Source organism: Serratia sp. ID 25-353, assembly GCF_054792795.1.
In genome coordinates, this window is the sequence record NZ_CM139236.1 from 2,541,913 (window position 1) to 2,554,378 (window position 12,466).

13 protein-coding genes are annotated in these 12,466 nt (G+C 59.6%); 4 read left to right on the top strand and 9 right to left on the bottom strand.

Going from position 1 to position 12,466, the window contains the following annotated elements; translation table 11 throughout:
* The first annotated feature begins 37 nt into the window (after positions 1 to 37).
* Positions 38 to 1,405, top strand: coding sequence for an L-serine ammonia-lyase (locus tag ACYF6X_RS12300; protein ID WP_025302221.1), 1,368 nt, complete (start codon positions 38 to 40; stop codon positions 1,403 to 1,405).
* Between the two features lie 54 nt (positions 1,406 to 1,459).
* Here the strand turns inward: ACYF6X_RS12300 and ACYF6X_RS12305 are convergent, their stop codons facing one another.
* From ACYF6X_RS12305 to ACYF6X_RS12345, 9 genes are all read right to left on the bottom strand, one after another.
* Positions 1,460 to 2,125, bottom strand: a complete 666-nt coding sequence (locus tag ACYF6X_RS12305) for a helix-turn-helix domain-containing protein (RefSeq protein WP_063989371.1) — start codon at positions 2,123 to 2,125, stop codon at positions 1,460 to 1,462.
* Entirely contained in the window at positions 2,122 to 3,510 is a 1,389-nt protein-coding gene (locus ACYF6X_RS12310) for an FKBP-type peptidyl-prolyl cis-trans isomerase N-terminal domain-containing protein (protein ID WP_130017502.1), read from the bottom strand. Before ACYF6X_RS12310 ends, ACYF6X_RS12305 begins: the two co-directional genes overlap by 4 nt.
* On the bottom strand, positions 3,507 to 3,929 hold the full coding sequence (locus ACYF6X_RS12315; RefSeq protein ID WP_063989369.1) for a hypothetical protein: 423 nt from the start codon (positions 3,927 to 3,929) through the stop codon (positions 3,507 to 3,509). The genes ACYF6X_RS12310 and ACYF6X_RS12315 overlap by 4 nt, the downstream gene beginning before the upstream one ends.
* Positions 3,930 to 3,953: 24 nt before the next feature.
* Positions 3,954 to 4,508 carry a fimbrial protein gene (locus tag ACYF6X_RS12320; RefSeq protein ID WP_130017501.1) on the bottom strand — a complete coding sequence of 185 codons (555 nt, stop codon included), beginning with the start codon at positions 4,506 to 4,508 and terminating at the stop codon, positions 3,954 to 3,956.
* 50 nt (positions 4,509 to 4,558) lie between these two features.
* Positions 4,559 to 5,197 carry a fimbrial protein gene (locus ACYF6X_RS12325; RefSeq protein ID WP_107227684.1) on the bottom strand — a complete coding sequence of 213 codons (639 nt, stop codon included), beginning with the start codon at positions 5,195 to 5,197 and terminating at the stop codon, positions 4,559 to 4,561.
* 71 nt (positions 5,198 to 5,268) lie between these two features.
* A complete protein-coding gene (locus tag ACYF6X_RS12330) occupies positions 5,269 to 6,033 on the bottom strand; it encodes a fimbria/pilus periplasmic chaperone (RefSeq protein WP_048321394.1) in 765 nt (254 codons plus the stop codon).
* Between the two features lie 81 nt (positions 6,034 to 6,114).
* Positions 6,115 to 8,649, bottom strand: a complete 2,535-nt coding sequence (locus tag ACYF6X_RS12335; protein WP_049234301.1) for an outer membrane usher protein — start codon at positions 8,647 to 8,649, stop codon at positions 6,115 to 6,117.
* Positions 8,650 to 8,695: 46 nt separating this feature from the next.
* The gene (locus ACYF6X_RS12340; RefSeq protein ID WP_060421578.1) at positions 8,696 to 9,232 is read right to left on the bottom strand and encodes a fimbrial protein; all 537 of its coding nucleotides are present in this window, start codon (positions 9,230 to 9,232) and stop codon (positions 8,696 to 8,698) included.
* A 78-nt stretch (positions 9,233 to 9,310) separates the two neighbouring features.
* Complete coding sequence (locus ACYF6X_RS12345) at positions 9,311 to 9,832, bottom strand: fimbrial protein (RefSeq protein WP_025302212.1); 522 nt, start codon at positions 9,830 to 9,832, stop codon at positions 9,311 to 9,313.
* 665 nt (positions 9,833 to 10,497) lie between these two features.
* On the opposite strand from ACYF6X_RS12345, the gene ACYF6X_RS12350 reads away from it, so the two are divergent.
* From ACYF6X_RS12350 to ACYF6X_RS12360, 3 genes are all read left to right on the top strand, one after another.
* Complete coding sequence (locus ACYF6X_RS12350) at positions 10,498 to 10,827, top strand: hypothetical protein (RefSeq protein ID WP_063989363.1); 330 nt, start codon at positions 10,498 to 10,500, stop codon at positions 10,825 to 10,827.
* A gap of 133 nt (positions 10,828 to 10,960) precedes the next feature.
* The gene (locus ACYF6X_RS12355; RefSeq protein ID WP_074181182.1) at positions 10,961 to 11,878 is read left to right on the top strand and encodes a fimbrial protein; all 918 of its coding nucleotides are present in this window, start codon (positions 10,961 to 10,963) and stop codon (positions 11,876 to 11,878) included.
* 19 nt (positions 11,879 to 11,897) lie between these two features.
* Entirely contained in the window at positions 11,898 to 12,389 is a 492-nt protein-coding gene (locus ACYF6X_RS12360; protein WP_242512531.1) for a fimbrial protein, read from the top strand.
* Positions 12,390 to 12,466: the final 77 nt, after the last annotated feature.

The following is a 12,466-nucleotide window of genomic DNA, read 5'->3' on the forward strand; positions in this document are numbered from 1 at the left end:
TATTCACCGCCTGAAACCTGAAGAAGGAGGCGAGACCATGGTCAGCGTTTTCGATATTTTCAAGATTGGCATCGGCCCATCCAGTTCCCACACCGTTGGCCCGATGAAAGCCGGCAAACAGTTCGTCGACGATCTGATCGCCCACCAGCAGCTGCAGGACACCACCCGCGTGGTGGTTGACGTGTACGGTTCGCTGTCGTTGACCGGTAAAGGCCACCACACCGATATCGCCATTATCATGGGCCTGGCCGGCAACCTGCCGCACGACGTGGACATCGACAGCATTCCGGGCTTTATCCGCGACGTCGAACAGCGCGGCCGCCTGCCGCTGGCCAACGGCCATCACGAGGTGGATTTCCCGCTGCACGGCGGCATGAATTTCCACAGCGACAACCTGCCGCTGCACGAAAACGGCATGCGCATCCGCGCCTTCGCCGGTGAACGCCTGCTGCACAGCAAAACCTATTACTCGATCGGTGGCGGTTTCATCGTCGACGAAGAGCACTTCGGCCAGTCCGCCGAGGGCGCCACGCCGGTGCCCTACCCGTTCAAATCGGCGCACGATCTGCAGCAGCATTGCAAAGACACCGGGCTGTCGTTGTCCGGCCTGGTGATGCAGAACGAGCTGGCGCTGCGCAGCAAGGCGGATATCGACGCGCACTTCGCCGACGTCTGGCAGGTGATGAGCGCCGGTATCGAGCGCGGCATCAACACAGAAGGTCTGCTGCCCGGCCCGATGAAAGTGCCGCGCCGCGCCGCCGCGCTGCGTCGCATTCTGGTGACCGGCGACAAGAACAATATCGACCCGATGAACGTGGTCGATTGGATCAACATGTTCGCGCTGGCGGTCAACGAAGAGAACGCCGCCGGTGGCCGCGTGGTCACCGCGCCGACCAACGGCGCCTGCGGCATCATCCCTGCGGTGCTGGCTTACTATGACAAGTTCATCCGTCCGGTGAACGCCAATTCCTACACGCGCTACTTCCTGGCGTCCGGGGTGATTGGTGCGCTGTACAAGATGAACGCCTCGATCTCCGGTGCCGAAGTAGGTTGCCAGGGGGAGGTCGGCGTGGCCTGTTCGATGGCGGCGGCCGGGTTGACCGAGCTGCTGGGCGGCAGCCCGGCGCAGGTGTGCATCGCGGCGGAGATCGCCATGGAGCACCATTTGGGGCTGACCTGCGATCCGCTCGCCGGCCAGGTTCAGGTGCCCTGTATCGAACGCAACGCCATTTCCGCCGTCAAGGCGGTCAACGCCGCGCGCATGGCGATGCGCCGCACCAGCGAACCGCGGGTTTGTCTGGATAAGGTGATCGAAACCATGTACGAAACCGGCAAAGACATGAACGCCAAATACCGCGAAACCTCACAGGGCGGGCTGGCGATCAAAGTCGTGGCCTGCAACTGACCACCACGGCGAATCACTAAAGGCGCCGGCCGGTCCGATCTGGCCGGCGCCGTTTCAATGTCGCTCTTTCCCTGCCGCAACGCCCGGCTGAATGCCGGCTCGAGCCCCCACGGCGCCGGGGCGGGCGCTGTGCCGCAGCCAGCCGTAAAGTTCGGCATTACGCCGGAATCCCATCTTGCGCATAACGCTCATCTTGTGATTGCTGACGGTTTTCACGCTGATGTCCAGCATCCGTGCGATTTGCGTTACCCCCATCTCCCGCGTCATGCAGCGCATGATCTCCTGTTCGCGCAGCGTCAGGCCTCGGTGCTGGCATACGCAGTTCTTGCCACAACCCGGCCTGCTCGGCCATTTGCTGCGCCGCTCCAGCTCGGCGCTCACCTGATACAATGCCGATACCAGCGGCGTATCGTGGTAGATGACGCCGGCCTCCAGCGCGCAGCGGGTGCCGACGGTGCGCTTATGCCGCCCCTCCGGCGTTCGCAACGAGAAATACAGCGTTTTACGCCCTGCGGCCTGCGTCTCAAAAAAGTGACAGAAACAACTTTGTACGCCGGGAGGAAAATAACAGAACACCAGATCGGCTTCGTGAACCTGCTGCGCATCCAGTAACAGCGTGCGCTTGCCGTAAGTGCTGAAGTGCAGCGCCAGGGCCTCCTGCCAACCGGCGCTGAAGTAGCGGTTTTCATCAAATAGCGCGATTTTTATCATGGTGTTCATCCCTGCCCTCCCGCCGTTCCAGCTTCCCGTTTAACCGCCTGGGCCCCCTTTGCCGGAGCCTGACTGTTGTCGATGCGTAATTCATAAATCATGGTGGCGTTGGGTGGCACTTTCGGCGGATAGCCGGTTTCGCCGTAGGCCAGCGCCGGCGGCACGACCATCGTCAGCGAACCGTGGTTGTGCAGATGGCCTATCGCTTCCCGGAACAGCGGCGGATACTCGGACAGCGGTTGCGACAGCACCTTGCCGCTCAGTTCCATATCCTGGATCACCGTGCCGTCGGTCAGCTTCTCTTTGACGACCACCTCGACCACCGCCGTTGGCGCCAGCGCGCCCTCCCCGGCGTAATCCACCCGATACCAAAAGCCCATCGCCGATTGTTTTACGCCCTTTTGTTGACTGAACTGCGCCAGGTAATCTTCATCACGCCGCCGCTGCTCGTTAACGCGTTTCTCACGCGCGGCTACGGCGGCGGCATCCGCCTGGGCCATCAATACATTCAGTTCATCCGGCGGCAGCTGCAAACGCCCCGACACGCTATCGATGACACCCGCCAACAGGCTGTCGCGATCCACCGGTACGCCCCAACTTTGACGCTCCGTCACTACCCCCTGAATATCCCGCCCCAGCGCACTGCCCGCCGCATAGGACAAACGCTTGCGTTCATCCTTCAACTGTTCCGGCGTTATCTCCCATTGCAGCCGCTTATGCAGCGCCAACAGCGCTTCGCGCGCCTGCTGGGTCACTTTCTGCTCACCGGCCCGCTTCTGCTCGCTCGCCTCCAGCGCGGCGTGCAGAGCGTGCAGCGCCTCCTGGTGCTCGCGCTGGCGTTGTGCAAGCGTCTGCGCCGATGCCTGCGCGGCGGACTCCAGCTCGGTGACGCGCCGTTCAGCCTGCATCGCCGCCGCTTTGGTTTTGGCGGTTTCCTGGGTCGCCTGCCGCAGCAGCGCCTCGGCGCGCTGCGCATCGGGTGAGCCGCGCCAGGCGGCGCCCAACCCGGCGATCCACTGCTGCAGCGTTGATGAATCAGGCAACGTCGCGACAGATGGCGTCGCTTTCTCCGCCCGCAGCGCGGCGAGTTCCTGGCGCAACACCGTCAGTTCCATTCGCTGGCGCGCCAGCTGTTGGTCACGCGCCAATAATTCCTGGCTCAGCGTAAAAGCTTTGGCCGGTGAAGCCGGCGGGTGGGTATCCGACGGACGCTTTGCCGGCTCACGCTTTTTTTGCCCCGCCCCGCGATCGGCGGGCGCCACGTTTTCGCTCGCCGGCCCGGTGTTCTGCCGTTGATACTGCTCGGCAAACTGCAGCAGCGCCGGCACGCCGTCGTCCGCCTGCGCGGCGCCAGTGAACAGCAGAACCGCACAGCCCAGCAGGCGCAGCCTCATTTAACCTGCTCCCCGCGATCCGCCAAGCCGGTCAACACCGCCTGATTCACCCCGGCGCACAGATAGTTGACCTTGTAGCGATACAGCGCATCCACCGTCTCCTGCGTATCGCCGTTTACCCGGGCGCGCAGGTTGGCGTACTGCGAAGCACCGCTCATCAGGCTGTCGAAGGCCTGTTTATAGCGCTGATACTGTTTCTCGTCGATCGTGCGCAATGCGCCCAGCTGCTGCTGGCACTGCTGCAGCTGCTCGGCCTCACGCTGCTTGCGCAAAGCCTCTTCTGAGGGAGCTTGCACAGCCTGATTTTGGGGGTTCGCGGCGGGCTTGCCCGGTTTTTGGTTTTGACAGGCGGCGGCACTCAACGCCAACAGGCACAGCAGGCCCATGTGCAGGGCGCGAGTGAGGGGCTTTATCATCATTGCGTTTTTTGTCCTTGTAGACGCTTATTCGTATTCCAACGTAAAAGTGGCCACCGCGCTGAAGGTGCCGCGGCCGATGGACTTCGTTTGGATGGCCTCCGGCTCCCCCTGCACATAGGCTTGCAGCGTGAGCGTGGTGTTGCCGGCATTCAGGCGGAACTTATCGCTGGCGCGATTGAGCGGCAGCGCCTTGCCGGTGCTGTCCTCCAGCCCGATGCCGATCCCCGAGGCCAGGCTGCCGGCATCCAGCGCCAACAGGCCGGGCAGTTTGGCGTTCTCGGTGCCGGTAAATGTGATGGCCACCGTATTGCCCAGGCTGAGATCGCACTCGGTCAGGTGCAACGCGAAGGTTTGGCTATGGGTGCGGGTATTCAGATACAGGTATTTGTCGACGATGGTGCCGAAATCCAGTTGGATATCCTCATCTCCCGGCTGAATGACGCACGGCTCTGCCACCAGCGTACCGTGGAAGCGCATGTTTTCCGCCGCAGCCGCCGGCTGCGCCATCATGCCGGCCGCCATGGCCATGCCTGCCCCCAACAGCGCGCTCCGGCGCCGGTTCGTCTTTGTCGCGCGCATGACGCCACTCCCTTTGATTAGGCTTGCGCCGGTCCGACGCAAGCGGCGTATTAGTCGTAATAAAGGCGGAAATCGATCGCCGCACGGTAGGCGCCGGCGCTCAGCGTCGCCGGGGTGCGCACCGGCGTCACCGTATACGTCAGGGTGTTTTGTCCCGGCGTTAACAAGATCGGTTTGTTACGCGCGCCGAGGCGCACCGGCAGGCCGCTGGCATCCGCCAACTGCAACCCCAAGCCGGTAACGCCGGCGACCCTGACCAAACCCGGCGCGTCGTCATCCGCCGGCGCGGCAAACGCCACCGACACCGCAGGCTGGCTGCCGCTCCAGGCCAGAACCCCGGTCCAGGCGTCGCGGTTGCTCGCCGGCGCCCGCAGACAGTCTTTCAGCGTCAGCTCAAACGCCACCGGCGTGCCGCGATCGCCCGGGCGCTGGAAGTGCGCCGTTCCTGTCTCCCCCAGCCACACTTCCTGACGAGCGGTGGTCATTTCCAGACTGCAGGCGCTTTCCGTCAACGCGCCGTAGACGTGGAGCGTGCCGTTCGCCCCCTCCACGTCCCAGTTGTCCACCGCGCGGGCCGGCGGCATCAGCATCAGCAGCGTGCCCGCCGTCAGCGGTACCATCAGCGCGGCCAACACCGTCAGGCCGATAGTGCGTCGCTGATGACGTTCATAGGCCTTTCCCAACAGCATGGGGATCTTTCGTTGCATGATTCGTTCACTCCGCTGTGTTCACTCTGTCTTCCCTGCCTGCGCGCGGCTCGTCATTTGGCGACCGGCACGACCTGGCAGGCATTGCCGGCGCAGCGGAAGTTCAACTGCGGCCGCCCACCGTAATCGTTGATGTATGCCAGCGACGGACCGTTGCCGAGGCTCGCGGCGGAGACGTTCAGCGGGGCGCTGGCCTTCGGCGCCACCATCAACGGTTCGAAGCCCGCCGCCCCTTTCCCGCCCTTACCGGCGCTCGCCTCAACGATCGTCACGTAATACGGGGTCGGGTTGTTCACCACGTACTTGTCGCCCTGCCGGGTCAGCGTCAGCTGCTCCTGCCACGGCGCCGCGTTCTTCTTCGGGGCGAGCGCCGCCGGGCGATAAAACATTTTGATGCGCGTCTGCAGCGCTATCTGCAGCGTGTTCGGCTTATTGCTGCGCGGCGGGATCTCGCGCAGGTTGAAGTAATACAGCGTCTCCCGATCCTGCGGCAGCTGACGCGCCGCCGGCAGCGACTGGATCTTCACCTGGCTCGGTTTGCCCGGTTCCACCCGCTGCACCGGCGGCAACACGGTGAAAGGGCTTTGGATCTTGTTGCCGCGATCGTCTTCGATCCATCCCTGCGCCAGATACGGCAACTGTTTGTTCTGGTTACTGATGTTAAGACTGACCGTTTTCAGGTCGCCGTCGAAAATCACACGCGTGCGATCCAGCGCGATGGCCGCATGGGCGGGCAGGCTGACCGCGCCGATCGTCAACGCGGCGGCGAGCGGGCCCACAAGGAAAACGGTCTTTCTGGTCATAGTCAGATTCATCATGTCTTCACGGTTCCAGTCGGCCGGAAGCGGACGAGCCCGCCCCGGCGGTTTAGCGGCGGAGCGGGCTCCGCCGGGTGTATGTCAGTTGGCGTCAGCCGCCGGCTTGTCGCCGGCAAGAGGACGGCAAGGCAGCAGCAACGTGTTCATCAACATTTCGGCCGGCAGCGGCGCCGGCAGCTGAATTTCACACTGCGCCGCGCCGTTCCAGTGCACGCTCATGCGCTCGCCGGGGTTGAGGCCGGACAGATAAACGCTGCCGCCATCATTGATGATGCCGGTCTCCTGTTTGCGGGCATTCAGCACCGTGGCGCCGAACGGCGGCTCGCTGCCGTCCGCCAGCTTGACGATCGCCATCGCCTTCTCGCCGGCGATCACCTCAAACTTGCGGTAGCCGATGGCCCCCTCGGTCAACGTGGCCTGCACCACGGAACGCGTCGCCTCGACGTTGTCGCTCAGGCTGTTGAGATCGATGCTGGCCTTGTTGCGGTAGTAGCTATTTACATCCGCCACCACTGCCTTGCCGTAACGGTTGGTCAGCACCGTACTGCCGTAGCCACGCACCGGTACACCGGCGACGCCTTCGGTATCGAGCAGCAAGCGCGTACCGCCCGGCGTATTGACGCGGTGCAGCACCGCCCCTTCCGCCGCCATCGTCAGGCCGCCCTGCGCGCCGATGCCAACGGCGCTGTAGCGGCCGGCCTGGTAGCTGGCGTTGGCGTTGATCTGCGCCATGTCGCCCTGATGGCTGTAATAACCGCTGGCCGTCGCTCCGCTGCGTGCGGCGCCGGCGCTGATCTGATAGTTGTTGTGTTCATCGACCCGGTTGTAATACCCGACCCGATGAGCGTTCTCTTCGCGATCGAGCGTCATGTTGTAACTGAGCGTGCCTGCACTGCCCCAGGGCAGCGACAGCGACAGATACATCCCGTCGTCGTTGCGCTCGTTGTATCGGTTGCGATAGGCCGACAGCGACACGCTGACGTTCTTGAAATCGCCAATGTCGAAGTAGCGCGATACCATCAGGTTGTAACGATCGTTCGGCGCCCGATCCCAGTAGGTTTGGTGGCTGTAGTTGAGATAGGTGCTCAGCCCCAGATCGCGGAACTGCTTGTTGAAGGTGATGGTGTACATCTCCTTGCTCTTGCCGCTGCGTCCCCCTTCGTAACGCGCATCCAGGTAGTCGCCCATGCTCATGAAATCTTCCTGGGAGAAGCGGTAACCGGCGAAGGTGACCTGGCTGTCGTATTCATCGAAGTTCTTCGAATAGCTCAGCCGGTACGAACCACCGGTCAGCGTGCCATCCTGCGGCAAACGCGCACGCGACTGCGTGGCATCGAACGACAGCGCCCCCAGCGCCATCAGATCGCGCCCGATCCCCAGCGACAGCGCGTTGTAATCGCCGCCGGCGATGCCCCCGCCGTACAGCGACCAGCCGTTGCTGATCCCCCAGGAAAACTCACCGGTGCCGAACATCGGCCCGCGCAGATGGTGCCCCCACTCCGATGGCTTGCCCGTCGCCAGCTTGTAACGCACCGTACCCGGCCGCGTCAGATAAGGGATGTTGGCGGTGTTCATCTTGAACTCCTGCACGCTGCCGTCTTGCTCTTCGACGCGCACGTCCAGCTCGCCGGAAACCGCATCGTTGATGTCCTGAATGCGGAACGGTCCCGCCGCCACCTGCGTTTCATACAGCACGCGCCCCTGCTGGCTGACCACCACCTTGGCGTTGGTTTTCGCCACGCCGGTCACTTCCGGCGCATAGCCGCGCAGGTTGGGCGGCAACATGCTGTCGTCGGATCGCAGACTGACGCCGGTAAAGCGCAGGCTGTCGAAAATGTCGGAGTTCAGGTAATCCTCACCCATCGTCAGCCGCGAACGCAGCGCCGGGATCGCCCGGTAGGCGTAATAGCGGCTCCAGTCGAACTGTTTGTCGGTCGGCTGAGAAGAGCCGGTCTGATGGTTGAGGTTGGCCTGCCAGTCGGCGCGCAGACGCCAGGCGCCCAGGTTGGCGCCGCCGGTGCCGTTGCCGCTCAGGCTGTAACTGCTGCCGCCTTTCTGATGTTTTTGCGTTTGGGCGTTGACGTTATAGTCAAACAGCAGCCCAGGAATACCGTCATCCCAGCGCGATGGCGGGTCCCAGTTTTCCGAGCTGTATTCCAGATAGGCCTGAGGAATGTTCAGATACAGTGAAGAGCTGGCAAGATCGCCGCGGGCTTCCATCCCCGCCAGACTGGAGGCGTCAAGGCAACGGCCGCCGTGCGTCCAGTTCAGCGTGCTTAACAGTTTTTCTTTCAGCCCCAGTTGGTTGACCAATTCCGGCGAAAGACAGGCTTCGCTGCCTTTAGGATCGTTCTCGGGCGCCATAAACGTCACCGGTTGTTCCGGCAGATCGTTCTTATTGACGTGCACCACCATGGTATAAACGCCCGGCATGATGTAGCCGCTGCGCGTGAATTGGCTCAGATCGATATTTTTGCGATCGTTGATGTCCAATACGTCGGTATTGAATTGAATAACGTCGGCGGCATAGACCAACGCGATTGGATTTCCCAGAGAAAGGGCAACGCAAAGCCCCAAGGCTTGAAGACGAAATAACTTCCCTGCCGGTGAAAGCATAATAAAGTCCTTTCAATAACGAATTAACCGTCAGTACGAGAAAAAATCAAAAATAATCCAGCTTAAAACGCACTGTGGAAAAATACGCTCCCACCTTCAACGGCTGGTGATTCGGCATCAACGTCATGGAATAATTCAGCACTCGGTTCCCCGGTATTATTCCCTCCATCGGCAAAGGTTTCCCTGGAATAACCGCCGTGCCGCTGCTGTCTTTTATCTCCAATGCAACGCCGCGCGCATCGCCCTGTACGCCAAACAGAGCGCCTTCCGCATAACCATCAAACGTGACCTGAAAGAATTTCCAGTCAGGCTTGTTTTCCGGCCGTTCCAAAATGCAATTGACCAATTCGATACTGAAAGGTTTGGTCATCCCCTGGCCGTCACGAATGATCTGCCCGAGAGGAATAGTGTCCATATCGATCGTCTGATCGCGGCTGCCGGCAGCAATGGCGCAGGCAGTGTCGATAATGGCGCCGTGCATGTTGACTTTGCCCCACCCCTGCGCGGCGGAAATTGCATAGCCAGGCGCAAACGCCAACGACGCCAAAAGAACGGCACCCGCTCGATTCCTTGGTAAAAACATCGCGACATTCCTTTGACAGGGAGATTCACCAGGCATGCGGCGAACCCCATGCCTGGTTGATTAAGCCTTCGGGCTCACTTACTGATAAGCCAGGGTGAAATCGGCTACGGCAGTGAAATCGCCCGGAACGATGGCGGCGGAAGCGCCTTCGCCCTGCAGGTAGGCGGCGAAATGCAGGGTGTTGTTACCGGTGTTCAGGGTCTGCGCGGTAGTCGCTTCACCCAGTTTGATCGGCTGGCCATTGTAAGAGATGGCTACGCCGGCGCCGCTGGCAGTGCCCGCGATACCCAACAGATCCTTGTCGGTGGACGATGCTACGCCGCTGAAGGTGGTTTTAACGGTTTTCAGCGTGGTGATATCACACTGCTCCAGTTTGATTTCAAACGGACGCGGGTTGGATTTGCCGCCGTTTTTCAACGCCACGTTGGAAACCTGGCCCAGATCGACGGTCTGATCGATCGACTCGGGCGCAATAGAGCATGGCGCATCAATAATAGAGCCCGTGAAGGTGACCTTACCGTGTCCCTGATCGGCTGCCTGTGCAAAAGAACTTGCGCCAAATGCAATCACTGCAGCCATCATGATTTTGTTAAGTTTCATAGAACCTATATTCCTTATAAGAAAAAATGCATATTCCAATCAAGAAAAAGAGCGACAGGAAACCTGCTCGCGCTTATATATGCGCAGCCCTGATCCTTTAGCATCTTGCTGGTTGGTTAACTGCCAAAACCCAAAGACACCGACAATAAACATGTCGATAACGGCAAGTCCGCAGCGGCCCACCCATTAATGAATTCATCATGTGAAAATAAACGAAATCACAACAAGCAGAGGCCAATACTTTCTAATCCGTCCTTCTTGTTCGGCGATGAATATTCTGGCAAATGCCTCTCAGCAAAAAAAGGCTTTTTTTGATCAAGGCGAACATTCGCAATTTATTTCCTAATTGAAGTTAATTTACTGTTATTTTTAGGCTCATAGATCGTAAAAGATGCTTTTATAGAGCAATATCCTGTTTTTCTGTGATTCACAAGTAATCAGATCGCAAAGTGGCGCTTTGTGAATATAATAAACCAAAATTTTAGGTTTCAGCGTGACGCCACCCCTGCCTTGGCATAGGCAAAAACGGGGCGGGCAACGCCTTTTTTTTCAATCCTGATAAATAGATAGGAATTTTCTTTGTTCGCGTTTTACCTCGTTGTTGGTAGGCAGCGAAAGTTTGTTTTTTCTTAGGAATACGGCAATCGGAATACAGAGGAAGTGCTATGGATGCGTTATCCCCGAAACAAAAGGAAATACGGCAATTGCAGCACGATCTGCTGCAAACATTATTCGCACAGTCGCCCCGTAAGTGCCCCGTCGCCGGGTTGCCGCCACCGCGGCAATGGCTATCGACGCGGCAACTGGCCAATGCTGTCAACGTCGGTGTTTACCGGGCTCGGCGGCTGTTGTTGGATCTTGTCGCCCGACAAAAAGTGATTGTGACGGACGGCTCTATCAACAACTCGTTGAGGTGGTATCCCACCGCGTTGCTGAACGGTGATAACGACGGCATACCCAACAGAATTGCCCCCCACTCCCCTTTAACGAAATGAATATGGCCAACCGGCCTGATTGGCAATATTTCATTGCGGAGTAATGCCGCACACTATTTATATATATTGGGATATTATCGTGAGAAAAACAGCCCTGCTATTTTTACGTTGCTGCCTGGCATTATCTTTCTTCATGCTGATTGGCAACGCCAATGCGTTTACCTGCCGTACGTCCGATGGCGGACTGATTCCACCCGGGGGCTCGACCACGCCGGTTGACGTCCGGGTACGCATCGGGCCACAGCTTTCTTATGGCAAAAACGAAATCGTCAACGTCAGCCAGGTCACCTGTAAAAACGACGTCGCGAGCTGGTATGACTATCTCAAAACCGACAGTCCGGCGCTGTCGATGAACAGTGCGATTTTTGGCGCCATCGGCAGCGGTACCACCATCAACGGCACCGATTACAACTCTCCGGTGCCATCAGGTATCAGCGTACTCAGTCTTACCGGGTTACAGACCCAGTCGGTCGCCATCCGGGTCTATATCGTGTTGAACCGTTTCCCAACGCCGGACATCAAGGTGAACAAGGGCGACGTCATCGGCCAAATCAACTTTATTCAGACCAACGATCAGCCGGGTTGCCCGCAGTGCGGCGTTTATCGCTGGCGCCTGATCGCCGACAATGACGCTTACTTCGTCACCACCAGTTGCACCATCAACAACGGCCAGCAGATTAACGTCGACTTCGGCCAGATCCGTCAGGACTTTCTGACTCAAAGCGCCAGCGATGCCCAGATAAAACAGGACAAGGCGCTCAGCTACCAATGCGACGACCAGAGCGCGACGCAGGATATTCTGATCCGCATGGTCAGCGACGCCAGCGGCTTCTCCAGCGATTTTATCAAGACCAGCAACCCTAACGTCGGCGTGGCGATGGTGTACAACGGCGCGGTGGTAAAGCCCAACAACGCCTTCAGAACGCGCATCGTCAACGGCTTGGGCAACGATACCGTGACCTTTGTGCCGGTGAAGAACAATGTCCCTTACACCAGCATCGCCACCGGCCCGCTGTCGGGTTCGGCCACGCTGATCTTCAGCGCACCTTGAGACGGGAGCCAAAATGAACATGACGAGAAAAACGCGCTGCGCTCTGCTGTGGGCGCTGAGTCTGATCAGCGCCGCCGTTCAGGCCGCCGATCAGGGTACCAAGGTCAACATCACCGCCACCGTGGTGGCGCCTCCGCCTTGCGTGATCAACGACGGGCGCACCATCGATATCGACTTCGGCAAGGTCGGTATCAAGCGCATCGACGGCAATCGCTATATGCAACGCATCGATTACAGCATCAAATGCGAGTTTCTGGACAACAGCCGCCAGCTGAAAATGAAGATCATGGGCGGCGCGGCGGCCTTCGACGGCAGCGTGTTAACCAGCAGCGTCAATGGATTGGGCATCAAGCTGTTGGCCAACGGTAAGGCCTTCGCCATCAATACGCCGCTGAACATCGACTACGCCAATCCGCCGACGCTTGATGCGGTGCCGGTGAAAAACAGCGCCGTCACCCTGGCGGAAGGCGATTTCACCAGCGGTGCCACCATGCTGGTGGACTACTTTTAATCACCGCGTCCCAGATACTCGCGAAAAAAAAGCCGCAACGTCTCCGTTGCGGCTTGGTCGAGGATCGTGCGCCCGGG